The organism is Shewanella sp. GXUN23E (genome assembly GCF_050865035.1).
Taxonomy (GTDB): domain Bacteria; phylum Pseudomonadota; class Gammaproteobacteria; order Enterobacterales; family Shewanellaceae; genus Shewanella.
The window spans coordinates 51,917-76,979 of record NZ_JBOZWP010000026.1 but is presented as its reverse complement, the minus strand read 5'-3'; the positions used below and the strand labels follow the sequence as shown (position 1 = coordinate 76,979).

The following is a 25,063-nucleotide window of genomic DNA, read 5'->3' as shown; positions in this document are numbered from 1 at the left end:
TGCCCTCTCAATTGGTCTATCAGCGCGTACGTTCGAGTTCGTCCTGCATTAAGAGAGCGGTTGCTTTTTTTAAGATGGCTTTCTCTCGCTCCAGCCGATTAATCCTGGCTTCAAGCTCCTGAATCTTTTGCTGCTCAGGCGTCAAGGCTTTACTCACTGGTGTCGAGCCACCACGTTCGGCTTCCAGCTGATTGACCCAGCGTCTGAGTGCAGTCTCACCGATATCCAGGGAACGACTGGCCTCTGGAATGGAATAACCTTGATCCAGTACCAAACTGGCTGCTTCAAGTTTGAACTCTGGTGTAAAGGAACGTCTTTTTCTGGTCATGAAACACCTCTTAATCAAGTGGCAACTTTACCACCTAAAATGGTGTCCGGATTCATTAGACCACTACAATGCAACACAGAAGTAGGATGCCTGACACGCTCACGCAGTGCGGGTTTCAATGCACTTGATACTGTGTTGAGCCGTCTTGACATAGCACCACTATGACTTCGCCAGCTCGCCTTGTCTCAAGCGCATTGAACTCCCGCTGAAACAGATCAACTATTAAATGAAATTGGTATAATACCATTCCGCATTAAAGTTCCGTCACCCTTGCCCATTCTCTCGAACACATTTTTATCACATGCTTTGTGCAACTGAGGAAGTTGTTCCAAGCTTGGCTACAGGCATCCACTATGTATTCATATCCTTTGAAACAGCGATTGGCGAGATGATGTTGGCGCAGCCAGCTCCCCACCTGTTCGATGGGGTTGAGCTCCGGGGGACAGGGCGGCAATTTGAATATCGACAAGTTGGGGATATCGATTGCAATGTCATTGGTATACCACCCTGCACTATTCATTACTACCACAGAATATCGTCCTGGTTTAGTGCGTTTGGCTGGCGCCAAGCTCATGCTGCTGTCCGCATAAGCACATCGCTTGGCGCGAACATTAAGACGAAAGTGAATCGCCTCGCTTGCGTCATATTTTTGATGTATCAGAAGTCAAATTGTGGGTGCGTTTAACATTGCGGCGTAATTTGCTCTTGCTGATATGATATTTCCCCAAACTCATTGTGATTGAAAGTGAAATCCTCTGAATCAAGGTTCGGTTTTTCAGTCAACAGGGGATAGAATAGGGCTGTTTTTACAATGTCCGGAGTTTCCCTTGCTGACCAAGATTTTGTTGACCCTGGTGGTATTGATCATCGCCTGGCATTTTCTGACCCGAAAAAGAGCGGTAGAAGAGCATAAGCCGACTATGGTTACAGGTCAGGCTGTTTTGAGGCGATACGGCATTATCGGTACGCTGTCCTTGGTTCTGGTCGTTGGGATAGGGCTGAGTGTCTGGCATTGGTATGATGGATATCAGGTTGTCACAGTGACTATCACCACGCCTGCGACCGGTCATTCTGAGACGTTTGAGGTAAGAAGAAAAGATATAGAAGGAAATCGACTGACTACGATTGATGGTTTGTTGATTCGGGTGTCAGATCAACAGTCAGTGACTGTGTCTGCCCGGTAATTATTCGACTATAAGATATTTTAGTGTCCGGCCTTCGTTTTTTACCGGACAGACCCCTTCCACGGAGGTTATATGATCACAGCATATGTCTATGAAAACCGTCAGTTGGCTATTCGGGAATTGAATGTCGATGATAGTTTGCCGCCGGCGACCATATGGCTTGATCTGTATAAGCCGGAGGATAATGAGCGCGAATGGCTGGCAAATTTCTCGGAAGAAGAATTACCCGATGAAGAGGATATGAACGAGATCGAGGCATCGGCTCGTTTTTACCAAAATAGTGATGGTTTGCATATTAACAGCTTGTTTCCTCAGCGAGTCGGCCAGGAAGTACGCGCGGTCAACGTGTCTTTTAACCTGCGGGAGCAATTTCTGATCACTATGCGGGAAGAGGACATCGGTCTTATCCGTCTGTTGCGCAATTACCTCAGATTGGGACGGCTGGACGTTAACTCTCCTAAAGATCTGTTTATTGAGCTGTTTACGCTGAAAGTGGACTATCTCTCTGACTTGATCGAGGATGTTTACACCGTGCTGGATAATGTCGGGCGCGAAGTGTTTGACAGTGATGAGCTGGATGAAGTGTTCAAGATGATCACCCTGCAGGAAGACTCCAACGGCAAGATCCGACTCAGTTTGCTCGATACTCAGCGTTCACTGCGCTACATCCAGCGATACTACCGCCGGAATTTATCTGATGACGAGATGAAGGAATTGCGCGAGATGTTGGCGGATATCGAGTCTTTGATGCCTCACAGCCAGTTTATTTTCGACAAATTGAACTTTTTGCTTGATGCGGCCATGGGGTTCAGTGGCTTGCAGCAAAACAAAATCATCAAAATATTTTCGGTTGCCGCCGTCGTCTTTCTGCCACCAACTCTTATCGCCAGCAGTTACGGGATGAACTTTGAGAATATGCCTGAGTTGAAATGGGAGTATGGGTATCCGCTGGCGTTGCTGTTGATGTTAGCCAGCGCTGCAGGGACCTATTTATTTTTCCGACTGAAGCGCTGGTTATAACTGAGCGTCATTGAAGTTTTTTATCTATTGGAGTCACACTGGCCAGATTGGCCGTGAATTCGTCGGGACTGTTGATGGCGGCCGCCATGGTGAACAGTTTTCCCCGCATCAGGGCCATAGACACCACACACCTGTGGTATGGGTTGGTGCAACGCTTCATCTGCTCTTTGTAGTGATGATGAAGGCTCCTGAGCTGAGCCCGGTTGTGTTGTGAGTTGTTAATAATCTCTTCCGTGAGGGATTCCTGAAGCTGGGCTAATTTGACAGGGTCATGCTCTGCCAGCCACTTCAGGGTGTCGAAATCGGGTAATTCCGCCATACTCGCCCCTCTGTGCAGTTGATTGTACTTCTGGTTACTTGATTTAAGTTACTTAATTGTTGCAAATGCAGCAAGACGAGAAACATCTAGAAATTTAACATCTACCTTGAAATGGTTATAAGTCTTTGCTACCCGGTCGTTCATACTCTATTGAGGGATTTCTCGTGCGACCTTGCTGTAGAGTTTATCATTTTGAATATTATGCTGTTATTGCCAATTTAGCCGGCTGGTGCTGCTGTGGTTTGTCAGTGGTGGCAATAATATGATGGTGATAAGGAACCGCTATTCCCGCTGGTTCTATCGTGGTAACTCTATACAAGGAATGGCGTTATGGGGGGATTTATCAACTGTCCGGAACAATTGCGCAGGAATTTACAGGTGCGCTGTTATCTATAGGAGTATGTCTGACTCACTGCCGGGTGAGGGGACACAGAAAAGCCCCTAAGAAAGGGGCTTTGGCAAGAGAGCGTCTGACACGGTATCAGGCTCTGGCGCTGAGTGTGCCTCAGGCGTCCGCGTGATCGCAGTTATCGTTGGTACAAACACCGTAGAGATACAGACTGTGGTTGGTCAGTTTGATATTGTGCTTGCGGGCAATTTCCTGCTGCCGGCTTTCGATGACCTCATCACTGAATTCAATCACTTTGCCGCAGGTCAAACAGACCAGGTGGTCATGGTGATGTTGAGTTGACAGTTCAAATACCGCTTTGCCACTTTCAAAATGGTGCCGGGATACAATACCCGCATCATCAAATTGGTTGAGCACCCGATATACGGTTGCCAGGCCAATTTCTTCCCCTATATCGAGCAACTTTTTGTACAGATCTTCTGCACTGATATGTTGATTTTCCGGTTCTTGCATCAGTTCCAGGATTTTGACTCGTGGTAAGGTAATTTTCAGTCCCGCTTTTTTCAGCGCTTGATTTCCATCTGTCATTATTTGTCTCTTGATTGCAGAACCCAAGGGTTCACCTTTCGTATATTGACAGCCATTATAGGGGGTCGACTTTAAAACTTAAACCTTTGAGTACGAATCGGTTCTTAATTTACCTGTGTTGGATGAAATTTATCAAAGCTATGGCATTATCAAGCGTACTTTTAGTAAGGTTATGCGGTATTTGCGCAGACATGAATGTACGGGTCCGGGAGTCGGGCGACAGGGATAAGGGGCGAACATGTACAAACGTATAGTGGTGTTGACCGGAGCCGGAATATCGGCTGAGTCCGGCATCAGAACTTTCAGGGATCAGGACGGGTTGTGGGAGCGCCATCATATTGAAGATGTGGCAACACCCGAAGGTTACGCCAGAAACAAAGAACTGGTTGAAGCCTTCTATAACGACCGATGGCAGCAACTGCTGTCTGCCGGTGTCGAGCCCAATCCGGCACATTTGGCACTGGCCAGGCTGGAGAAGGAGTTTGATGGCGAGTTTTTGCTGATCACCCAGAACATTGACAATCTGCATGAACGGGCAGGGTCGTTTAAATTAATCCACATGCACGGCGAGTTGGTTAAGGGGCGCTGTCCTCAATCCGGTCAGACATTTTTACTGACAGAGCCTTTTGGGCCGGATCATCTTTGTACCTGCTGTATACCCGGGCAGCGTCTGCGTCCCCATGTGGTGTGGTTTGGCGAGATGCCTTTAGGTCTGGACCGTATACAGTTTGCGCTCGAAGAGTGTGACCTGTTTATTGCCATTGGAACCTCAGGCACTGTGTATCCTGCAGCAGGATTTGTGGATACCGCCAATCACCACGGTGCACATACGGTTGAGGTGAATCTCGCCCCTCCGGCGCGGGACAGTGAATTTCAGTTGCACCTGACCGGCAAGGCCGGTGAGATCATGCCGACGTTGGTCGGGCAGATCCTGAGTGGTGAAAAAATTTCAGGGAGCTGTTGAGTTGTCGCCAGTGGCTATTATTATGCGCGGTTTGCCGGGCAGCGGAAAATCCTATTGGGTAGACAGTTTTATTGAAACGCTTGAGCCTGAAGTTGCACTGCAGGTGCGTCAACAGGGATATTTTTCCACCGACAGTTTTTTCATGCGTGGTGAACACTATATTTTTGATAAAACACGATTGAGTGAATATCACCAACGAAATTTAGCCGCCTTTATTGATGCGTTGGTGGCCAAAGTCCCCGTGGTTATTTGTGATAATACCAACCTGGCTCAGTGGGAATATCTTTGTTATGACAAAGCCGCCCGAGCACTGGGATATCAGATCAGGCAGGTACTGATAGGTGATCCGGCTGATCCTGAACATCAGCAAATTTGTGCTAAACGTAACCGGCATGGCGTGCCACTGGACAAAATCCGCGCAATGGCACGGCAATATTGCGTTTTTTAAACTATTTTCATGGTGGTTAAACCACAGCTTAGCCGGAATGAAACTGGACGTTTTCCGGCAGGACGATGTAATTAATGGAGTAGCATAATGAATTCAAAAATTTTGGCAGGATGTGGCGCGTTACTCATATCGCCGATAGTGTTGGCAGATATGCCAATGGATGCGCGCAGTGCCGGTATGGCCGGAACCGGCATCGCCAGCGGTGATTTTACCCGGGCCAATCTCAATCCTGCGTTGTTGACCCGCTTTGACGACAACGATGACTTTTATCTGAAACTCGGGATCTGGGCTCAGGCCAGGGATTTTAACGACACTATCGATGATGTGGATGCGGTGCAGGATCTACTGAATGACTTTGAAGCTCTGGTCAATCATCCCGATCCCAATAATCCCCCCTCAGAAGCGGATGCCCGCTCTTTGATTGATGCGCTCAAGGCACTGGATAACGACACTATTGATGGTCAGGCCAATGCGGAGTTTGCGTTTTACAGTCCTTCAGAAAATCTGGCATGGGGCGTCACTATTGGTGGGCAGCTGTGGGCCAAGGGGGACTTCAGTTTTGCGCAGTCGGATGAACAGCTCATTAACAATGCTCTGACTTCAGGTGATTTTAACCAGAATGATATCGCGTCCGAGGGGCTGGCCCGGGCCGTGGCCGTGAATGAAATCAGCCTCAGTCTGGCAACCCGGTTTTCTGTGCCGGTTATCGGTGGTATTGCCGTTGGTGTCACGCCCAAGGTTCAGCGGCTGGACTCCTACTTATATGTTGCCAATATCAGCAATTATGACAGCGATGACTACTTTGATGATCAGTACATGACTGATACGACTGGCTTTAACTTTGATGTTGGTGCCCATGCCCAGATAGGCCCGGCGATGGTAGGTTTGGTCGCACGAAACCTGATTTCGCGTGACGTCGTCAATGTCGCCGGTGAGAAACTGTCGCTGAAGCCAACCGTCACCGCCGGTGCTGCAGTGGATATAGTGGGGGTATCCCTGGAGCTGGATATTGATCTTATCGAAGATAAATCATTTGTCATTAACGGTGCAGAGGCCGCCTTCCTCAAGCCACGTCAGTGGGCCCGCCTCGGTGCTGAAGTTGATGTCTTTGAATTTATTCAGTTAAGGGCAGGTTATCGCAACGACATGAGCGGTAACTATGATGACTTCTACACCGTGGGATTGGGGATTTCCCCATTCGATACCGTCACCATAGACTTGGCCGGAGAGTTTGGTCAGAACGATGAACTGGGCGGCGCACTGCAACTGGGTGTTAAGTTCTGATCCTGTTGGTGACGATTATTGTCAGATACAGCAAAGGAGCCAGCAGGCTCCTTTGTTTTATCCGCTTCACCACAGGCTGACATCAGGCGTCTTGGCCGTCAGCCCCGGCTCAGTCGGCATCGAATTGAGCAAGAAAGGTTTTGGATGGAATGAAATACAGGGTACCGGTTTTAGCCTCTACAAAGTCCAGTAATCTGTCATAGTGACCATTTTCATCAGCGGTGATCATTTGCTTGAGTGAGGTTTCAATAACACCGGGGTGGGAAGCGAAACCCACAAACACAGTACCGTGTTCCAGCGCATTACCGTATGGACGGTTTTGTCTGAGCATTTTGATCTCTTCGCCTTCGACTTCAACCTTGCTTTTGGCGTTGTGGGCCCAGGCTGGCTTGGCATCATCATCCAGCTCAACGTTGTCCATTTTGGTGCGGCCTATGACCTGCTCCTGATATTCGGTTTTCTGGCTGTCCCACAGATCCTGACGGTCAACATAGCGCTGAACATGCAGATAGCTGCCGCCCTGGTGCAGTTCAATGTCTTCGGTAACCAATACCGCTTCGGTGCGCTCATCCCCAACCGGGTTTTCCGTGCCGTCGACAAAATCAATCATGTCGCGGTTATCCAGATATTTGTAACCCTGAATATCTTCGGTCAGCTCGGCCAACCCGGAAAATGCCTTGCGCAGGTATTTTGCCGCCTGGAAATTCAGGTCAATGCGGGAAGATTTAATCATCACGAAAATGTCCCCGGCGGTGGCGGGAAAGTGCCGCTCGCCATTGCGCATTTCCACAAAAGGATGAAGATTGGCCGGCATCGGATAGTCAGCAAACAACACTGGCCAGGCCGATGCAGAGAAGCCGATGGTCAGCTGCAATCCGGCATCAGGATCTTTCTGATTGATGGATTTCTCGATACCACCGAGTGCCGCAAGCGCATCGGTTATTTCTGCTGGCGCGGTGACGTCAGGTGACAGACAAAATGTCAGGTATTCAACGTGGGAAGTTGGGTTGGAAAGCACACCTGGCTGAGCCAGCGTGGAGAGCAGCGTCATATCGATATCCCCGATAATATTGTCCGGCTCGCCGCTGAGCCGGACAGTGACAGATGCTCTCTACTATACCCAATTGAATAGGCAAAAAAAGTTTGTGAAAGATTATTAAGTCAGTCGCAATCTCAAGCGTATGAAAGTGGGTGAGTTTTAACCTGACAGTCTCAACCGTGACTCGGGCTGCCCTGAGCCGGCTTACCTCGAAGCCTGTGTTTGCTGGCGGCCATTTCCACCATGGCGGAGGTGAGTTTAGTGAGCTGCGCCGCACTAATGCAGTAGGGTGGCATTACATACAGATAGCGATCGAACGGGCGAACCCAGACACCGTGCTCGACAAACCCCTGTTGCATCAGCCCGGTATTGACCTGTTCATGCATTTCGATGACACCGACTGCACCAAGCACCCGAACATCCCTGACGGCGCTCAGTGCGCGGGCGGGAGCCAGCTCGGCCTGCAGCTGTTTTTCAATGGCGGCGACCTGAGTCTGCCAGGTTCCCTGTTGGATAAGCGTCATACTGGCACGGGCTGCCGCGCACGCCAGCGGGTTGGCCATAAAGGTTGGCCCGTGCATGAATACGCCTGCCGCAGAGCTGCTTATGCCGTCAGCCACCTCATCACTGCACAGGGTCGCTGCCAGGCTGATATAGCCGCCGGTCAGCGCTTTGCCCAGACACATGAGATCCGGTTCAATCCCGGCATGCTCGCAGGCAAACAGTTTGCCGGTACGACCAAAGCCGGTGGCAATTTCATCGGCTATCAGCAGCACTTCAAATTCATCACACAGTTGTCGCACCAGCACCAGATATTCAGGCGCGTAGAAATTCATGGCGCCGGCGCCCTGCATAACAGGCTCAAGGATGATGGCCGCACACTCCTGATGATGAGCTTCAAACAGGGCGCGCAGGGCGCTGGCATCACGCGCGGCCAGACCGTTATCGAACCCTGCCTGAGGCGCAGGGGCGAACAATCTGGGCGTGACTGAGCTGCCAAACATGGTATGCATGCCATTATCCGGATCGCAGACACTCATGGCGGCGAAGGTATCGCCGTGATATCCCTGCTTAATCGTCATAATCTGCTGTTTTTGCGCGCAGCCGCGTCCCTGCCAGTATTGCAGCGCCATCTTGATGGCGACCTCTACGGCCACGGAGCCGGAGTCAGCGTAAAACACCTTGGTCAGTCGTTTTGGGGTCATGGCGACAAGCTGTTTGGCCAGTTCAATGGCTGGCTCATGGGTAATACCGCCAAACATCACGTGACTTAAGGTATTCAATTGCGTTTGCATGGCCTCCAGCAGTACCGGATGACCATACCCATGTACACAGGACCACCAGGAGCTGGTGCCATCAACCAGTCGACGCCCGTCATCAAGCTCGAGCTCGCACCCGCTGGCAGACGCGACGCCGTACACCGGCAGCGGATGCTGCATAGAGGTGTAGGGATGCCAGATATGTTGTTGATCAAATGGGTAGTCGATGAAGTTGTTGCTCATAAAATAATCACCAGTCAACCTTGTTGGCGCAGGAAAGTTGACAGTCTAAGGGGTAAAGCTATCCTAGCCAAGATAAAAACCACCCGGGAAATGCTGAGATGACTGACAGTGCGCTGCGCCATGACTGGTCGCGGGAAGAAATTGAAACCTTGTTTAACCTGCCGATGAACGATCTGTTGTTCCGGGCCCACAGTATTCACCGCGAGCATTTTGATCCCAATGAGGTTCAGGTCAGCCGTCTGTTGTCTATTAAAACCGGTGCCTGTCCGGAGGACTGCAAGTATTGTCCCCAGAGCGCCCGTTATGACACCGGACTGGAAAAAGAACGCCTGCTGGAAATGGAGCTGGTGCTTAAAGAGGCCCGCAGTGCCAGAGCGGCCGGAGCCACCCGCTTCTGTATGGGCGCGGCCTGGCGCAATCCCAGAGAAAAGGATATGCCGTACCTGACTACTATGGTGCGTGAGGTGAAGTCGCTGGGGATGGAAACCTGTATGACCCTGGGCATGCTGTCACCCGAACAGGCGGATGAGTTGGCCCGGGCCGGGCTGGATTATTACAACCACAATCTGGATACCTCTCCGGAATTTTACGGTGACATCATCACCACCCGTACATATCAGGACCGGCTGGATACACTGGATAACGTCCGCGCTGCCGGCATGAAGGTGTGCAGCGGCGGGATTGTGGGTTTGGGTGAAACCCAGAATGACCGAGCTGGCTTGCTGCAGCAACTGGCCAACATGGAAAAACATCCTGATTCGGTACCTATCAATATGCTGGTGAAAGTGGCCGGCACGCCACTGGCACAGCAGGAAGATCTGGATCCGCTGGAGTTTGTCCGCACTATTGCGGTTGCCCGCATCATGATGCCATTGTCGCGGGTGCGTCTTTCTGCGGGGCGCGAGAAAATGAGCGATGAAATGCAGGCCATGTGTTTCTTTGCCGGTGCCAACTCTATTTTCTATGGCTGTAAATTGCTGACCACGCCCAATCCTGAAGAGAACGATGACATGGCGCTGTTCAAGCGACTTGGGCTGAAACCAGAGCAGGGCGTCGCTGCCGATCCTGAAAAAGACGAAGCCATGCTTGAGCGCGCCGCAGCCCGCCGGGATAAGGCTGACAGCCTGTTTTATGATGCATCGGTGGTGTAATTGAATCATCGAAGCAAGCTGGCGCAGCGCCTTGGTGAAGGGCTGGCTGCGCAGCAACAGGCCGGATTGCTGCGCACGCGGCAAGTGCAGCCACAGTCGCTGCTGGATTTCGCCGGCAATGACTATTTGGGGTTGGCAAGCTCACAGGTGCTGAACACTCTGGCGGCCGAGGCGTTGACGGAAGTTGCCTGCGGCAGCGGCGCATCGCCACTGGTCAGCGGCTATTGTCGTACCCATCAGGCACTGGAGGCCAAACTGTGCCAGCGGACCGGCCATGAGGCGGCACTGCTGTTCTGCTCTGGCTTCAGCGCCAATCAGGCACTGATGAAAACCCTGTTTTCCGATGCTGATACTGTGCTTGCCGACAAACTGGTGCATGCCTCGATCATCGACGGTCTCAAAGACAGTGGTGCCCGACTGCGGCGCTTTCTGCACAATGATGCCGCCAGTGCCGCGGCCATGGCGCAAAAGCAGTCGGTGACGGCGCTCATCACCGAAAGTGTATTCAGTATGGATGGTGACTGCGCACCACTCAGTCAATTAAGACAACTCTGTGATGAGCAGAATGCCTGGCTGATAGTGGATGATGCCCATGGTTTTGCCATCCCCCGTGACGATGGTGGAGCATGCGACAGTCAGTTTGCCGATGTGCAGCTGGTGACCTTTGGCAAGGCGCTGGGATGTCAGGGCGCTGCGCTGCTGGGCAGTCAGCTGTTTGTCGATTATATGGTGGCCAATTGCCGCCACTATATTTACTCCACGGCCTTGTCGCCACTGGCTGCGCAGCTGGCTCTGTCGGCACTGAGTCTGGTGGATACGCCGATACGACAGCAACCACTGCTGGATAATATCCGTCTGTTCCGCGCGCTGTGTCAGCAGGCCGGGCTTTCCCTGCTGCCATCGGATACGCCGATCCAGCCGCTGCTGGTGGGTGACAATGATACCGTCATGGCGCTTGCCGCTGCGCTGCGTCAGCGGGGCATTCTGGTCGGCGCCATCCGTCCGCCGACTGTGCCGGTGGGCAGTGCCCGCTTACGTATTACCCTGAGCGCCCGCCATTCCCGGCAGGACATTGAATATCTGGTCTCTGTACTGGGTGAGCTGTTGCCACCACAGAGCCAAGTGGAGCCCCAGATCTAATGCGACATGAAGTCAGTCTTCCTTTGGGGGACAATATCGCACATCAATTCTCCCGTGCCGCCGAGCGCTATCGTGAACATAACCATCTGCAGCGTCAAACAGCGCAGCTGTTGCAATCTGGCTTTACGCCAAGGGGAACGCTGCTGGATATTGGTGCCGGGCCGGGTACTGAGTTTATCTCACCCGGACAGGTGATCGCGCTGGATATTGCACCGGCAATGCTGCGTACCCTGAAAGCGACTTTTCCGCAGCAGTTTGCCATCTGTGCTGATGCGCAGGCGTTGCCACTGGTCAGCGCATCAATTGACTGTCTGTACTCCAATCTGGCGTTGCAATGGTGCCCGCAACTTGAGCTGGCGCTGGCTGAAATTCATCGGGTACTCAAACCCGGCGGCCGGTGTCGATTGGCGCTGGTGGTGGATGGCAGCTTACCCGAGCTGCCAATACTGGGACTGCACCGCAACGCATTTCCGGATGCTGAGGTTATCCGCGGGCAGATCTCAGGTTTGCCCTGGCAGGCGATGACATTGCAAGAGCAGACCCTGAAACTGCATTTTGACAGCCTTAAATCGCTGCTGTTTTCCCTTAAGGGCGTCGGTGCCACGGCAAGGTTTTCGCAACCCAGATCAACCATTGAAATTAAAGGAAAAAAGGAGCAAAGTGTCGACACCGACAGCCACCATTTCGGTCTCCGGGGGCGGGCTTTCTGGCAACAACTTGGGCTGCGCGCGGAGTCATTGCGCGAACAGCCGGGACTGCCATTGAGCTATCAAATTTTGTTTGTTGATGCGGTTAAGTGAGAAAGCTGAATGATTTATTTTGTGACCGGCACAGATACTGATTGCGGCAAGACCCTGGTGTCCTGCGCGCTGTTGCACAGAGCCGGTGTTGTCACTGCCAGCGGGCATCAGGCCCGTACTTTGGGACTCAAACCTGTGGCATCGGGTTGTGAAATGACGCCTGATGGCCTGCGTAACTCCGATGCTTGCGCATTATTATCGGCATCAACCCTTAAACCGGCTTACTGGATGGTGAATCCATTCGCTTTTGAGCCCGCTATTGCGCCGCACATCGCCGCCCAGGAGCAGGGCGTGGACATCAGTCCCGAATCCCTGATGTCGTCACTGGATCTCACCCAAATGGCCATTGCCGATTTTTGTCTGATCGAAGGAGCCGGAGGCTGGCGTTTACCACTGGGGCAGGGGCGTTACATGTCTGAGTTGGTGCAGTATTTGTCTGTGCCGGTGATCCTGGTGGTGGGCATGAAGCTGGGGTGTCTGAACCACGCCGTATTGACGCTGGAAGCGATTAAGGCAGACGGGCTGGAGGTTGCAGGTTGGGTGGCCAATTGCGTTGATCCCGAAATGAGTCGCTATCAGGAAAACCTAGACAGTCTCAAAACCCTGCTGGATGTGCCGCTGCTTGGGGAAATTCCGTTTTTGCCTGAGGTGTCGCCACAGTTGGCCGCCAACTTTATTCGATTGCCGCGGCCTGAGTCCAAACGCCGGCGCTGAATATAAAACGCGGCCATTGGGCCGCGTTGCTGTTTACAGCAGATAGGACAGATCACTGCCAGCGGGCAACGGCACTTCCTGCTGTTCGCCTTTAAACAGGTATGCGTCTTTTGCCCCGAGCAATGTCAGGGTATCACCGCGACGCCACAGCGCACTGCCTTCCTGAATCCCCACTACCGCGGTTTGCGGGGCCACACAGGTGAACTCCTTCAGACGCTGAGCCCGGGTTTCGCCGTTGTGGCCGGCCTGAACGTAATTGGTGTAATGAGGATTGAGCTGAAATGGCAGAATATTGAGCGCATCGAAGCTTGGCGGCTCAATGATCGGCATATCATTGGTAGTCCGGATACTTTGACCTGTGATGTTGGAGCCGGCGCTCCAGCCGATATAAGGTTTTCCTGCCACAACCGCCTGTTTGATGGCTTCAACCAGATCATGACGATAGAGTTCATGTAACAGGTGGAAAGTATTGCCGCCGCCGACCATGATCCCGTCTGCCCGGGCCAGGGCCTGATGCGGATCATCAAACTGATGAATACTGCAGATTTCAATATCCAGTGACGCGAGTCCCTGCGTTACCCGTTGCAGATAGTCATCGTAACTCAGGCTGACACCTGCGAAGGGGATAAACAGCCAGCGTTTGGCAGTGGTGGTCAATGGTTGAATAAAGTGCAGGGCGTGGGACAGGTATGGCGTGTTGCCTTCTTTCGATGCGCTCAGCATCAGGGCGTTGATTGTCATTGTATTTCTGTGCCTTGATTAATGGGAGTGTGAGTATGGCAGCAAAGTCGGGGCAGGTTCAACACTCCTGTCGGCACATCCTCAGGCCATTAAGTTTGGATTAATAAAAGCTTCCTAGACTGCCTGCATACTATTGTTGACAGGAGAATAATCAGGGTGGCAGGAGTTGAAATTCATTCCTCTCGTCCCCATCTTCTGAAACAAATAACTCTGGCACTGTTGTGCCCTACTAGGAGCTGTAATGAAGCGTGTATTCTTGTTGATTGTCACCAACCTGGCGGTTTTGCTGGTGGCGTCAATTGTCATGTCCCTGCTGGGTGTTAATACCAGTACCATGGGAGGCCTGTTGGTGTTCGCAGCCATCTTTGGTTTCTCCGGGTCGTTTATCTCACTGGCCATGTCCAAGTGGATGGCGAAAAAGACCATGGGCTTAATGGTAATTGAACACCCTCAGGACGGTCAGCAACGTTGGTTGGTCGATACCGTGGCCCGTCAGGCGCAGCAAGCGGGTATTGCCATGCCGGAAGTGGCGATTTATGATTCGCCTGAAATGAATGCCTTTGCCACCGGCCCAAGCAAAAATAATTCTTTGGTGGCCGTCAGCACCGGTCTGCTGTACAGCATGAGTCCGGATGAAGTTGAAGCGGTACTGGCTCACGAAGTCAGCCACGTCGCCAACGGTGACATGGTGACCCTGACGTTGATCCAGGGCGTGGTAAACACCTTCGTCATTTTTGCCGCACGGGTTGTTGCTCAGGCAGTTAATACCTTCGTCTCCAGCAATGATGAAGAAGGCGAGGGATTGGGTACGCTGGCCTATATGGGTGTTGTTTTTGTGCTAGATATTCTGTTTGGTATTCTGGCGTCTTTCATCGTCGCTTACTTCTCCCGCATCCGCGAATACCGCGCTGATGAAGGTGGCGCACGTCTGGCCGGAAAAGAGAAGATGATTGCTGCGCTGGAACGTCTGCGTTATGGACCGGAAGCCGGTGGTATGCCTGCGTCTATGTCAGCCTTTGGTATCAATGGCAAGCGTTCAGTGGCCGAGCTGTTGATGAGCCATCCGCCGCTGGAAAAACGTATTGAGGCGCTGCGTCATCAGCGTTGACAGTGACACGGATAGATGAAAGGGAAGCCCGGGGCTTCCCTTTCTTTTTGCTTGCTGCTTTACTGATTGTTGCATTAGTTTCTCATTTGTGAAACTTGTATGTAAGTGCTTGTTTGTATGAGGTGGCGCACATTTTTCAAAATGTCGAATAGTTAAAATCGTGACGTTTGGAATGTTTAATACCACCCTGACGGGTCATTAAGTATCTTTTAAAAATGTGATTATCCGGCCAGGAGTAGAAAGTCACCAGACATAAGAACTTTCGCCCGGTCAGGTTGCCTTGGAGAATATATAGTGAGCAAATTCCTGTTGAGTGCACTGTTTGGTGCCGCTGTTGCCCTGTCTTCTTCTGCTTTCGCGGCAGATCAGACTCTGGCTGAGTTCCACGCTGAAATGGGTGGTTGTGAAAGCTGTCACGCTGACGGTGCCAGTGCGTCTGCCGACGGTGCGTTCGAGTTCGAACAGTGCCAATCCTGCCACGGTTCTCTGGCCGAAATGGATGACAAGCATAAGCCACACGACGGTATGCTGATGTGTCAGGACTGTCACACAATGCATGACATGAACGTAGGTCAGAAGCCTACCTGTGATGCCTGTCATGATGATGGCCGCAAATAATTTGCGCACCGGATAATAAAAAACGCTGGCTTGATGCCAGCGTTTTTGTTTTGACTTTCCGCTACATCACCGCCGCAGATCTCTGCTCGCGCGCCGTCGGTTGTAGCCCAATATCATTCGTCTGCGGCCTTGCCTGAAATTGGTTTTTTACCCGAGAACATCGCCGAAATAATACCTGGCTGATGACGGCACTCGGTGAATATGGCACCACTGATGTGCATCAGCACCAATACTACCAACAGATAGAACCCCCATACGTGAGCCTTACCTGTCCATTTCTTGTAAGGGGCCAGCGCTTCCTGTTGCTGCTTATCAACACCCTGCTCGACATAAGGTTTAAGATCGGCTGGATTGGTATCAGGTGCAGCCAGAAAGTGTTGAATGCTCTCCCCAAAAGGTGGGAAGTAAATATCTGTGCCTGCTCGGAATAAGCCTGTTCCTGCCATGATGATCAGCAGGATAAACAGACACACGACCATGGGTTTACCCAACGGGTTGTGACCAAGATATTGAGGCGAGTGACCACTGCGGGTTTGGCTGAGATAATCGGAAATTACACTGCCTGAAAAGGCGCCGCGAAACATATCGCTAAAGCGAGCAAACCGTGTACCGATAAACCCCCATAGGATCCGAAACAGCAGATTGGCGACAAACACATAGCCGACAATCACATGGGCCTGTTTCAGGCCAATTTTGGCCTCCAATCCGGAAATGCCCAGCTCAGGTTTGAACATCATCACCAGGCCGAGCAAACTCAACACCATAATGCACAATACGTTTATCCAGTGGAACAGACGGACCGGCAGATCCCAGGTCCTGATATAGCGCACTTGTTGTTCTTGAGAGGGTGTTGCAGTCATGGTTTTGCCCCGGTTGAGTTGTCAGAACATATGTTGGTTAAGATGAGTATCAGTCGAAATGACTAATACCGCCAAACGCGCAATCTGATGATATTTTATGAATTTTTTAAATATCAGCTAATTAAAATGATTTCATGCAATCAGGGATAGCTATTATTACCTAATTCTTTATGATTAGATTGTTATGATATTGTAATGACCATATTGTTCTATTAACATGAAATTCCGGTGCTGGCCATAGCCCGTTCCGGCAACGAATTGAATAAATGGATTTGGCGAACGAAAGTGACAGGGAGTGTGCATCATGTTCAAAGTAATCAGATGGATGTTGGTATCAAGGTCCAGACTGCTGGCAGAATTGCTGGACAGTCGTTGGCCGCAGGAGTTTCTGGTCAAATTGACCCTGACTGAACCTGAAAAGGTGTCTGAACATCTGCTGATGGAGCAAACCCTGGTGGTTATCGATTTGGCGACGGTCGATTTGCAGAAAGCCTATCAGCTGCAACGACAGATTGAGCGCCTGCCTTCCAGTATCCGCACTGTGTTTATTCAGTATCCCCGCAAGATAGACGCCAGATTCCTGATCAATCCGTCGGTTTCTGCCGGGGTGTTTTATATCGATGACAGCCTTGAATTTATCAGCCACGGATTGGGCGATATTATGAATGGCCGGTATCACATCCCTGGCGAACTGCTGAAATCTTCCGGTGATGACGAGGGGGATGATGATACTGACAGCCTGACTATCCGCGAGCGTGAAGTGCTGCAGGCCTTGTTGTCCGGCTCTACCAATCAGGATATTGCCCGGCAACTGTTTGTCAGTGAAAGTACCATCAAGACTCACCTGTACCGGGCGTTTCGCAAGATAGGGGTTTCAAGCCGGGGACAGGCGATAGCCTGGGCCCAGACCCATTTGCACGAAGTTCAGGTTTAATCAGATTGCGGTAAACGCTGAGGCCGAGATCTGCACAGGATGGTGAACCTGGCTTTGCAGGCGTTTAATCCAGGCTTGAATAACAGGTTCAACAACAAGGGCGCAAAAGCGCCCTTGTTTTTTTAGGGATAACCACCGGCAAGAGGGCCATTGCTCTCCCGTCATTGCTGCCGGTGATAGCGCATTGAACGGCGATAGTTTTTCCATCTCAGGGGCACGAAGCATCTCACTCAGTTTCATGCCGGGACTGCGTTTTTATCAGGTGATATCACCCAGCCAGGCTTTGGCTTTGGTTTTATCTGTCAGTGTCAATACCACGGTATCCTGGGGCGCGTCGCAGATCTGCAGCATCCCCAGCATTAATTCATCCCGGCGAAACCACACCAACTCCAGTTGCTGACCGGGCTGATATTGCTGCAGGAAACTGTCCAGCGAGCCATTGGCTTTGAGGCCATCGACTGCAATCAACAAATCACCGGCGCTCAGGCCTGCCTGCATGGCGGGACTGTTGCTGGCAACTGTGATGATCCGGACACCTACGCTTTCTGCCTTATATTTTGCGCCAAAGCCAATCTTCAGCCCTTCGCCTGGTCCGCCATTGTCCTGATTGCCGCTGCTGGAGCGCAATGACATGTTAATACCGAATTTTGCCAACATGGCGGGCAGCGGCAGATCATCGCTACTGTCGAGCCAGGCGAACAGGTCGCTGCAATCCCGCCCCAGCAGGCGTGAGACGAGGCGTTGATGACAATGTTCACCTGTGCCTATGCCTGTTTGACCGTGTTCCTGCCACAGCAGACGCATCAGGTCATCCAGCGAGAATTTACCCAGGGTTTCCTGCCTCAGGGTCAAGTCCACCAGCAGCGCGAACAGGGCACCTTTGGTGTAGTAGGAGACGATGGCATTCTGCGCATTTTCATCCTGTTTGTAGAACTTGGTCCAGGCATTGAAGCTGGAGTCTTTCAGGCTCTGTTTGAAACGTCCGCTGCCGCGATACACCCGGGTCATGAGCTCACTGAGCATGGTCAGATAAGTGTTGGTATCGACCTGACCTGACTTAAAGGTAATCAGATCATCATAGTAAGAGGTGATGCCTTCATAGGCCCACAGCTGACGGGTGTAGCTTTCCGCTTCCAGCTCATAGGGAATGAAGCGTGCCGGTTTGATGCGTTTGACATTCCAGTTGTGGAAATATTCATGGCTGCACAGCGACAGATAGGTGCGATAGCCCTTGCTGACGGCACCCTCCTGAGTTTTGGGTAAATCTTCCCGACCACACATCAGCGCGGTGGATTGCCTGTGCTCCAGTCCACCAAAACCTTCGTCAAGCACTGCTGTCATAAACAGGTAGCGATCAAAGGGGGCTGGCTCACCAAACAGCTTAATCTGATATTCGCAAATGGCTTTGAGATCCCGGCAAAGACGGGGCAGACAGGCATGATGACGACCGGCCAGCACGATATCATGACGTACGCCGCAGGCTTCAAAGCTGGCGTGGGTAAAGCGGCCCATTTCCACTGGATGATCAATCAGCTCGTCATAGCTGTCTGCGCGGAAGTCGCCAAATCCCCAGTCACTGCCATCGGTTCGAGTCAATGTTGTGGCAAGCCGCCAGTCATCGCAGGCCAGCAGTGCGGGAGGCGTGATGGTCAGCCGGTGCGGTTTGTGCTCCTGACCTCTGGCGGCCAGAAAGACGCTGGAGCCGTTGAAAAATCCGCGGCGGCTGTCAAGAAAGGCGGTACGTACCGACAAATCCCACGCATACACCTGATATTGCACTTTTACAGGCTGGCATTCTGTCTCCAGCTCCCAGGTCTGTTTGTCCAGCTGTCTGATCTTAAGCGGGTTGCCATGGGTATCAGAAGCCATCAGGCCAATCAGGTTTTTGGCAAAGTCCCTGACCATATAGCTGCCGGGCAGCCAACTGGGCAGCCAAAGCTGCTGAATGGCGGCCGGTGAGCTCAGTGTCATACAGACATCAAACAGGTGAGCGTGAGGATCGGATGGGGTAATCTGGTAATGGATCATAGTCGATCAGCGGGCGAGGAATGATGCTGCCATGCTGCCAAATTTGTCTTTATTGGGCAATGAATTCCGGGTACAAGATATTGAAATACGAGTATACTGATGCGGTTTCGTCGAAAATTCGGGCCGCCGGTTGTACTGACCGGGCTGGCCAGTAAATGAGGAGAATTGACTGATGGCCGAAGAGACCATTTTCAGCAAGATCATTCGTCGTGAAATCCCTGCCGATATTCTGTATCAGGATGATCTGGTGACCGCATTTCGTGACATTGCGCCAAAAGCACCTACCCATATTCTGATTATCCCCAATCACCTGATCCCGACGGCCAATGATGTGAAAGCATCCGATGAAAAAGCCCTTGGCCGTATGGTGACTGTTGCCGCCAAACTGGCTGATGAAGCCGGTATCGCAGAAGATGGTTATCGACTGATCATGAACTGCAACAAGCATGGTGGTCAGGAGGTATATCATATTCATATGCATCTGGTCGGTGGCGAGCCACTGGGCCCGATGCTGTGCCAGAATGCCTGACAGCGGTTAATTCACGGGAAATAGAGCGGGAGTATTATGAAGTTTCTTTCCAGACGTCTGGTGATGCCGGAAGACCTCAATTATGCCAAAACCCTGTTTGGTGGTCGTGCCATGGCATGGATCGATGAGGAAGCCGCCATTTACGTCATCTGTCAGTTAGGCAGCAAATACATAGTGACTAAGCATATCGGCGCAATTTCCTTTGAAAACGCGGCGACCGAAGGGGATGTGGTGGAGTTCGGATTGAGCACCAAAGCGGTGGGACGTACTTCAATTACCGTATCCTGTTTGCTGCGCAACAAGTTCACCGGCAAGACCATCTGCTCGGTGGATGAAATGGTGTTTGTGAAAGTGAATCCGGAGACACGTCTGCCCGAACCTCACGGCAAGACCCTGGAAGATCTGGAAGAGCAGACCATGGAGTCACTGCGTAAGCTCAATATTGGTGTCTGAGCCGGGGCTGGGGTAACCTGAGCCAAACAGGTGCAACGGAGAGTTCAGGATGAAGCGGAAATTACTGTGTGTATTGGCGATGGCGTTCTGGCTGGGAGCGTGTGCCCACAATACCGCCGGAGTGACCATCAATGCCCAGGGGCAGGTCAGTACTGACGGCAGCGCCTTGACCCGGGATATCAGTCTGTCGGATGCCAGAAGCATGATGACAGGCGGGTTTTTGCGGGCCAGTGCGCTGATTACCAACCAGACGACCTCAGATCTGGATGTGCAGTACAAGTTTACCTGGTACGACGTGCAGGGATTGGTGGTGGAAGATTCGGCCAGTCCCTGGATACCTTTGCAGCTGTACGGCAAAGCCCGCCAGCAGGTTCAGGGCGTGGCGCCCAATGCCACGGTGGCCGGCTTTACCCTGACTGTCAGGCCGATTTATTCCCAGTGATCGACAGTTAAGCTCAGACAGCTAAGCTCAGACAGAAAAGCTCCGCATTGGTCGGAGCTTTTTGCTTTTGCAGGAAAATTACTCATCTGCAGGTGTAATGACGTTAATAGTCTGTATAATTGGCGCGGCCAAGGGGTGTTCTGCATCAGGTGTTGATGACAGGGCTGAGATGTCAAATGACGAACCCTTTGAACCTGATCCGGCTAATACCGGCGTAGGAATGGGCTTACAATGTACATTAACCTCGCTTTATGCACGCCGGATCTCAAATCGGAATTGAGGTCCTATGAACAACATTAATCGCTATTCAATCCTGTCGGCCGCTGTGCTGACAGCGCTTTCATTGCCGGCCCTGGCGGCTGACGCTCCCCAAGATGACGAAGCCATGGAAACCCTGGTGGTTACCGCGGATTTTCGTGCCACTGAAATTGACCGTGTGCCTGCCAGCATCAGTGTGGTGGGGCAGCAACAACTCGAGGATGACGGGGGCGAAAACTTCCAGGATATCCTTAACGCCATCCCCAACTTGAACTGGTCCGGCGGCAGCTCCCGTGCCCGTTACTTCCAAATTCGCGGCGTGGGTGATCAGGAAGAGTATGAGGGGGCTCCCAATGCCTCGGTCGGTTTCTTTGTCGATGATATCGATCTGTCCGGATTGGGCATGGCTTCCAGCCTGTTTGATATTCAACAGGTTGAGGTGCTGCGTGGGCCACAGAGTACTCTGTTTGGCGGTAATGCGCTGGCCGGTGCCATCTATCTGAAAAGTGCAGAACCTACAGCCGCGCCCGAAGCGGGGCTGGAACTCTCGGCCGGCAGTGACTCACTGCTGACCGCTGGCGTGTATGCCGGTGGCAGTCTGAATAGTGATGACAGTCTGCTTGGACGTATTTCCGTGCAGAGCCATCAGCAGGATGGCTTTATGGACAACCTGTATCTGGGACGAAACGACACCAACCGTCGTGATGAGATCTCCGCCAAAGCTAAGTTGCGCTGGTATATAACAGATGCGCTGCAGGCAGATTTAACCCTGCTGCACGGTAACTTTGATAACGGCTATGATGCCTGGTCATTGGACAGCAATGGTCAGTACTCCTACTCAGATCGCCCCGGAGTCGATACCCAGACCACCAATGGCGGCGCGTTGAAACTCAGCTGGGATGCTGATGACGCTTTTGTGCTGGAAAGCATCACCAGTGTTGCCGATACCAGCCAGCGTCATGCTTATGATGGTGACTGGTCCAATCCCGATTATTGGGCGGGCAAGGTGTGTTATGGCGCCGGTCCCTGTGTCTATGACTACTGGTGGGATAAAAATGCCGATCGCACCAATATCAGTCAGGACCTGCGATTGCTCAGCACAGACAACGGCCGCCTGTTTAATGGCACTACCGACTGGCTGGTGGGGGCGTATTACAACCGGTTGAGTGAAGACAATCTGCTGCAGATTGCAGAGCGCTATGAACAGGGCGATCTGTATACCAGCGCCATGACCAGTGACTACCGGGCAGACAAGTATTCACTGTTCGGCCAGCTGGATACCTATATTGACCGTTTCCATTACTCCGCTGGCCTGCGCCTTGAGCGCTGGCAGGCGGATTACCGTGACAGCCTGGGGGAAGCGTTTGCACCACAGGAAACCATGTGGGGCGGCCATTTGTCTGTCAGTTACCAGCTCAATGACGAGCAGATGCTGTATGCCAAACTGGCCCGCGGCTATAAGCCCGGTGGTTTCAATACCGACCTGCCTGCCGAGCTGAACCAATATCGCGCCTTTGATTCAGAGACCCTGTACAACTATGAACTGGGTTACAACGCCAGTTTGCTTGACGGTAATCTGGATACCCGCCTGGCGCTGTTCTTTATGGACCGTCAGGATCAGCAGGTTGATGCCTCAGTGCAGATCCCGGGAAGTGGCAATTTCATTCTCTATACCGCCAATGCCACCAGTTCCACCAACTATGGGCTGGAAGCTGAAGTGCGCTATTACCTGACCCGCAATCTGGAACTCTATGGTTCACTTGGGCTGCTGCGTGCCAGCTACGATGACTATCGCTATGAAAAATCCGGCGAGATAATCGATCTGTCGGGTCGCGAGCTGGCCCATGCGCCACGCTACAACTATCAGCTGGGCGGCACCTGGCGCGGTGACTGGGGTCTGTTTGCCAACCTGAATCTGTCCGGCATGGACAGCTTCTACTATTCCGACAGTAATGATTTTGTGTCTGAGGACTATCATCTGCTCAATCTCAGAGTGGGCTATGAGGCAGATAACTGGTCGGTGTATCTGTGGGGGCGCAATCTCACTGATGAAGCGTATGGCGTGCGCGGCTTCTTCTTTGGTAATGAGCCGGATAAAGACTGGGCCGATCAGCAATATGTACGCTATGGCGATCCGCGCCAGCTGGGGATCACCTTCAGGTACGACTATTTTTAATCCCGTTATCGGGTGCGTTATACAGGCGGTGACTGAGGTCGATGACTTAAGTCACCGCCGTTTCTGACAAGCAGTATAAGGAAACTGACCATGATATTGACCGCTGAAATCAGCATGTATCCATTTACCGAGAACTATCTTGAACCTATTCAATGGTTTATTAAGCGTCTGGATAGTTACCCCAATATCGTTCGGGTTACCAACGCCATGGCAACTCAGGTGCAGGGCGACTATCAGGAGGTGATGTCGATGCTGGCTACTGAAATGCACTCTGCCCATGAGAAGTTCGGTAAAGCGGTGTTTGTGTGTAAATTCATTGGCCGTGAACTCGACCTCAGCCACAGCGAGTAAGCCATGACGATGGAACTGCAATCCGTACCGGCCTCCCTGATGCAGGCGCTTGGAGAGGTGCAGGCGATGACCCTGTGGGAGGGCATTGCCGTGATCCTGGCTGTCGCCTATCTGTTGCTGGCGATGAAGGAAAACGTCTGGTGCTGGGCCGCTGCATTTGTCAGCACCGCGATTTATACCGTGCTGTTCTGGCAGGTGGCGCTGCTGATGGAGTCTGTCCTCAATGTGTATTACATGGGGATGGCGCTTTATGGTTACTGGCTCTGGACCCGGGGCGGCGGTCAGCAGCATGGTGTGGCACTGGTGTCCTGGTCCTGGCAACGACACGCGCTGTTGATTGGTGTGACAGCACTGGTCTCCGTAGCGGTTGGCTGGCTGATGGCAAGTTTCACTCACGCGTCTTTTGCCTATCTGGATGCCGTCACTACCTGCTTTGCGGTGATGACCACCTTTCTGGTGGCGCGCAAAGTGGTGGAGAACTGGCTCTATTGGGTGGTGATTGATCTGGTTTCCATCTACCTGTATCTGAGTAAGGGATTGATGCTGACCTCCATGCTGTTTGTGCTGTATGTCGGTATGGCCGCCGCAGGTTACTTGATGTGGCGACGGGATTGGCAGGCATCGCAACTCAGCCGTGTCACCGCCCAATCCGATGTGGTGCGGGTGTGATGCTGGCTAAACTGATGGCTTCCTGTCCAGGACTTGGTCAGGCGATTGCCGGGTTGGGATATGATAGGCACGCGCCTTTGTGCTTGCTCAGCAGTGGCTTGTCCAATGACAACTATGTGCTGGGCCAAGGTGCCGCGCCCCGGAGGCAGCATTGTCATGGCGTTAATGACAGCCACAGCGAACAGTGCGATGGGGCTCTGAGCCGCTTGGCGCTCAGGGTCAACCGGGATGTTGCCGCATTGGGGGTGGGGCGGGTCAACGAAGTTTGGGCGTGGCGTCAGGCCGCGTCCGCCGGACTGGCCCCTGCACTTGTGTGGGTCAGTCAGGACTATCACTGCTATCTCAGTCAATATGTGCCCAACGAGCCGCCGGAGAGTACCAATACCGCAGACTCAGACTCTGTGCTGGGGCGATCCGGTGCCATGATTGTAGATTTGCTTGGCGCCCGGCCGCCTTCGGAGCCATCAAACAGCGCCGTCTCAAGATTGGGTAATTTGCTGTGTCAATTAGCGACCTTACCTGTTCCGGAGCTGACAATCAGTACACTTGAGCAATGGCAGCGCTATGACAGCGCGCTCAAGGCTGGTATGGGGGATGCGCCCGAAGGCGTGCAGCAGGGCATTTATCGGATACTTGAGCGCAGGACACAAATACTGGACTGGATAACCACGGTGACGGATGCGCAGCAGGGACGGTTGCAGTTTTGTCACAGAGATCTGAATCCAGCCAATTTGCTCTGGTCTGCACAAAAATGCCTGGCCATTGATTTTGAATATACCTGTGGTGCTGGCCCGCTCAATGAGCTGGCTACTGTGCTGGCGACCCACAATTGGTCAGCGCCGGATACCCATTGGCTGTGCCATGAGTATCTGAGCAAACTGGGATACGCAACGTTGCCATACAAGGCGATTGTGGCGGCGGTCAATATCTACTGGGTGTTCAGCTGTTGCTGGGCATTGTTGCAGGCCGCGGTACATCAGGAGCCACAATATATGACGTGGTTCAGCCAATCTGAACTCATGTTGTCTTAAGGATTTTATATCCTGCCTGTGCCATGCTGAGCATA

The 25,063-nt window shown here is 52.3% G+C and carries 27 protein-coding genes, 2 pseudogenes and 1 riboswitch; of the genes and pseudogenes, 19 read left to right on the top strand and 10 right to left on the bottom strand.

Going from position 1 to position 25,063, the window contains the following annotated elements:
- Window positions 1-328, bottom strand: a pseudogene (locus ACRRUX_RS18420) (transposase); the annotation flags it as partial.
- 316 nt (window positions 329-644) lie between these two features.
- Window positions 645-869, bottom strand: a pseudogene (locus ACRRUX_RS18415) (transposase); the annotation flags it as partial.
- A 286-nt stretch (window positions 870-1,155) separates the two neighbouring features.
- Here ACRRUX_RS18415 and ACRRUX_RS18410 point away from each other — a divergent pair.
- Together ACRRUX_RS18410 and corA are read left to right on the top strand one after the other, a co-directional pair.
- Window positions 1,156-1,512 (top strand): hypothetical protein, encoded by a 357-nt coding sequence (locus ACRRUX_RS18410; RefSeq protein ID WP_432533133.1) that lies wholly within the window; start codon window positions 1,156-1,158, stop codon window positions 1,510-1,512.
- A gap of 72 nt (window positions 1,513-1,584) precedes the next feature.
- Window positions 1,585-2,532, top strand: coding sequence for a magnesium/cobalt transporter CorA (corA, locus tag ACRRUX_RS18405; RefSeq protein ID WP_432533130.1), 948 nt, complete (start codon window positions 1,585-1,587; stop codon window positions 2,530-2,532).
- 7 nt (window positions 2,533-2,539) lie between these two features.
- On the opposite strand, the gene ACRRUX_RS18400 is transcribed toward corA, so the two are convergent.
- Both ACRRUX_RS18400 and fur read right to left on the bottom strand, forming a co-directional pair.
- Window positions 2,540-2,851 carry a DUF3135 domain-containing protein gene (locus ACRRUX_RS18400; RefSeq protein ID WP_432533127.1) on the bottom strand — a complete coding sequence of 104 codons (312 nt, stop codon included), beginning with the start codon at window positions 2,849-2,851 and terminating at the stop codon, window positions 2,540-2,542.
- A gap of 505 nt (window positions 2,852-3,356) precedes the next feature.
- Window positions 3,357-3,788: a ferric iron uptake transcriptional regulator gene (gene fur, locus ACRRUX_RS18395; protein WP_432533124.1), complete on the bottom strand. Its 432-nt coding sequence runs from the start codon at window positions 3,786-3,788 to the stop codon at window positions 3,357-3,359.
- Between the two features lie 238 nt (window positions 3,789-4,026).
- Here fur and cobB point away from each other — a divergent pair, with 238 nt between their 5' ends.
- The 3 genes from cobB to traF all read left to right on the top strand — a co-directional run bounded on the left by cobB (window position 4,027) and on the right by traF (window position 6,484).
- Window positions 4,027-4,752 (top strand): Sir2 family NAD+-dependent deacetylase, encoded by a 726-nt coding sequence (gene cobB, locus ACRRUX_RS18390; protein WP_432533121.1) that lies wholly within the window; start codon window positions 4,027-4,029, stop codon window positions 4,750-4,752.
- A gap of 22 nt (window positions 4,753-4,774) precedes the next feature.
- Window positions 4,775-5,200, top strand: coding sequence for an AAA family ATPase (locus tag ACRRUX_RS18385; RefSeq protein WP_432533142.1), 426 nt, complete (start codon window positions 4,775-4,777; stop codon window positions 5,198-5,200).
- An 87-nt stretch (window positions 5,201-5,287) separates the two neighbouring features.
- Complete coding sequence (gene traF, locus ACRRUX_RS18380) at window positions 5,288-6,484, top strand: conjugal transfer protein TraF (RefSeq protein WP_432533118.1); 1,197 nt, start codon at window positions 5,288-5,290, stop codon at window positions 6,482-6,484.
- 109 nt (window positions 6,485-6,593) lie between these two features.
- Here traF and ACRRUX_RS18375 read toward each other — a convergent pair whose 3' ends face one another.
- Entirely contained in the window at window positions 6,594-7,535 is a 942-nt protein-coding gene (locus tag ACRRUX_RS18375) for a Dyp-type peroxidase (RefSeq protein WP_432533115.1), read from the bottom strand.
- 161 nt (window positions 7,536-7,696) lie between these two features.
- Window positions 7,697-9,025, bottom strand: a complete 1,329-nt coding sequence (gene bioA, locus ACRRUX_RS18370; protein ID WP_432533112.1) for an adenosylmethionine--8-amino-7-oxononanoate transaminase — start codon at window positions 9,023-9,025, stop codon at window positions 7,697-7,699.
- Window positions 9,026-9,123: 98 nt separating this feature from the next.
- Here bioA and bioB point away from each other — a divergent pair, with 98 nt between their 5' ends.
- From bioB to bioD, 4 genes are read left to right on the top strand one after another with little or no spacing between them, the layout of a single operon-like run.
- A complete protein-coding gene (gene bioB / locus ACRRUX_RS18365; protein ID WP_432533109.1) occupies window positions 9,124-10,176 on the top strand; it encodes a biotin synthase BioB in 1,053 nt (350 codons plus the stop codon).
- Window positions 10,177-11,316, top strand: a complete 1,140-nt coding sequence (locus ACRRUX_RS18360; protein WP_432533106.1) for an aminotransferase class I/II-fold pyridoxal phosphate-dependent enzyme — start codon at window positions 10,177-10,179, stop codon at window positions 11,314-11,316. It begins immediately after the preceding gene.
- Window positions 11,316-12,116 (top strand): methyltransferase domain-containing protein, encoded by an 801-nt coding sequence (locus ACRRUX_RS18355; RefSeq protein WP_432533103.1) that lies wholly within the window; start codon window positions 11,316-11,318, stop codon window positions 12,114-12,116. The genes ACRRUX_RS18360 and ACRRUX_RS18355 overlap by 1 nt, the downstream gene beginning before the upstream one ends.
- Before the next feature lie 12 nt (window positions 12,117-12,128).
- A complete protein-coding gene (bioD, locus tag ACRRUX_RS18350; RefSeq protein ID WP_432533139.1) occupies window positions 12,129-12,830 on the top strand; it encodes a dethiobiotin synthase in 702 nt (233 codons plus the stop codon).
- A 33-nt stretch (window positions 12,831-12,863) separates the two neighbouring features.
- Here bioD and pepE read toward each other — a convergent pair whose 3' ends face one another.
- The gene (gene pepE, locus ACRRUX_RS18345) at window positions 12,864-13,571 is read right to left on the bottom strand and encodes a dipeptidase PepE (protein WP_432533100.1); all 708 of its coding nucleotides are present in this window, start codon (window positions 13,569-13,571) and stop codon (window positions 12,864-12,866) included.
- 241 nt (window positions 13,572-13,812) lie between these two features.
- Between pepE and htpX the strand changes: the two genes are divergently transcribed.
- Together htpX and ACRRUX_RS18335 are read left to right on the top strand one after the other, a co-directional pair.
- Window positions 13,813-14,679 carry a protease HtpX gene (htpX, locus tag ACRRUX_RS18340; RefSeq protein ID WP_432533097.1) on the top strand — a complete coding sequence of 289 codons (867 nt, stop codon included), beginning with the start codon at window positions 13,813-13,815 and terminating at the stop codon, window positions 14,677-14,679.
- 294 nt (window positions 14,680-14,973) lie between these two features.
- A complete protein-coding gene (locus tag ACRRUX_RS18335) occupies window positions 14,974-15,297 on the top strand; it encodes a cytochrome c3 family protein (RefSeq protein ID WP_432533094.1) in 324 nt (107 codons plus the stop codon).
- 113 nt (window positions 15,298-15,410) lie between these two features.
- Here ACRRUX_RS18335 and ACRRUX_RS18330 read toward each other — a convergent pair whose 3' ends face one another.
- On the bottom strand, window positions 15,411-16,157 hold the full coding sequence (locus tag ACRRUX_RS18330) for a cytochrome b/b6 domain-containing protein (protein ID WP_432533091.1): 747 nt from the start codon (window positions 16,155-16,157) through the stop codon (window positions 15,411-15,413).
- Window positions 16,158-16,461: 304 nt separating this feature from the next.
- On the opposite strand from ACRRUX_RS18330, the gene ACRRUX_RS18325 reads away from it, so the two are divergent.
- Window positions 16,462-17,091, top strand: a complete 630-nt coding sequence (locus ACRRUX_RS18325; RefSeq protein ID WP_432533088.1) for a LuxR C-terminal-related transcriptional regulator — start codon at window positions 16,462-16,464, stop codon at window positions 17,089-17,091.
- On the opposite strand, the gene ACRRUX_RS18320 is transcribed toward ACRRUX_RS18325, so the two are convergent.
- Window positions 17,092-17,331, bottom strand: a complete 240-nt coding sequence (locus ACRRUX_RS18320; RefSeq protein ID WP_432533085.1) for a hypothetical protein — start codon at window positions 17,329-17,331, stop codon at window positions 17,092-17,094.
- An 18-nt stretch (window positions 17,332-17,349) separates the two neighbouring features.
- A complete protein-coding gene (locus ACRRUX_RS18315) occupies window positions 17,350-19,119 on the bottom strand; it encodes a M61 family metallopeptidase (protein WP_432533082.1) in 1,770 nt (589 codons plus the stop codon).
- A gap of 172 nt (window positions 19,120-19,291) precedes the next feature.
- Here ACRRUX_RS18315 and hinT point away from each other — a divergent pair, with 172 nt between their 5' ends.
- From hinT to ACRRUX_RS18280, 7 genes are all read left to right on the top strand, one after another.
- Complete coding sequence (gene hinT / locus ACRRUX_RS18310) at window positions 19,292-19,648, top strand: purine nucleoside phosphoramidase (RefSeq protein WP_432533079.1); 357 nt, start codon at window positions 19,292-19,294, stop codon at window positions 19,646-19,648.
- A 36-nt stretch (window positions 19,649-19,684) separates the two neighbouring features.
- Window positions 19,685-20,101 carry an acyl-CoA thioesterase gene (locus tag ACRRUX_RS18305; protein ID WP_432533076.1) on the top strand — a complete coding sequence of 139 codons (417 nt, stop codon included), beginning with the start codon at window positions 19,685-19,687 and terminating at the stop codon, window positions 20,099-20,101.
- 49 nt (window positions 20,102-20,150) lie between these two features.
- The gene (locus tag ACRRUX_RS18300) at window positions 20,151-20,543 is read left to right on the top strand and encodes a YcfL family protein (RefSeq protein WP_432533073.1); all 393 of its coding nucleotides are present in this window, start codon (window positions 20,151-20,153) and stop codon (window positions 20,541-20,543) included.
- 121 nt (window positions 20,544-20,664) lie between these two features.
- A riboswitch (TPP riboswitch) is annotated at window positions 20,665-20,781 on the top strand.
- 48 nt (window positions 20,782-20,829) lie between these two features.
- Entirely contained in the window at window positions 20,830-22,977 is a 2,148-nt protein-coding gene (locus ACRRUX_RS18295) for a TonB-dependent receptor (protein WP_432533070.1), read from the top strand.
- Between the two features lie 90 nt (window positions 22,978-23,067).
- The gene (locus tag ACRRUX_RS18290) at window positions 23,068-23,328 is read left to right on the top strand and encodes a YkoF family thiamine/hydroxymethylpyrimidine-binding protein (protein WP_432533067.1); all 261 of its coding nucleotides are present in this window, start codon (window positions 23,068-23,070) and stop codon (window positions 23,326-23,328) included.
- A 3-nt stretch (window positions 23,329-23,331) separates the two neighbouring features.
- Window positions 23,332-23,997: a nicotinamide riboside transporter PnuC gene (pnuC, locus tag ACRRUX_RS18285; protein WP_432533064.1), complete on the top strand. Its 666-nt coding sequence runs from the start codon at window positions 23,332-23,334 to the stop codon at window positions 23,995-23,997.
- Window positions 23,997-25,028: a phosphotransferase gene (locus ACRRUX_RS18280; RefSeq protein WP_432533061.1), complete on the top strand. Its 1,032-nt coding sequence runs from the start codon at window positions 23,997-23,999 to the stop codon at window positions 25,026-25,028. Before pnuC ends, ACRRUX_RS18280 begins: the two co-directional genes overlap by 1 nt.
- The last annotated feature ends 35 nt before the right edge of the window (window positions 25,029-25,063 follow it).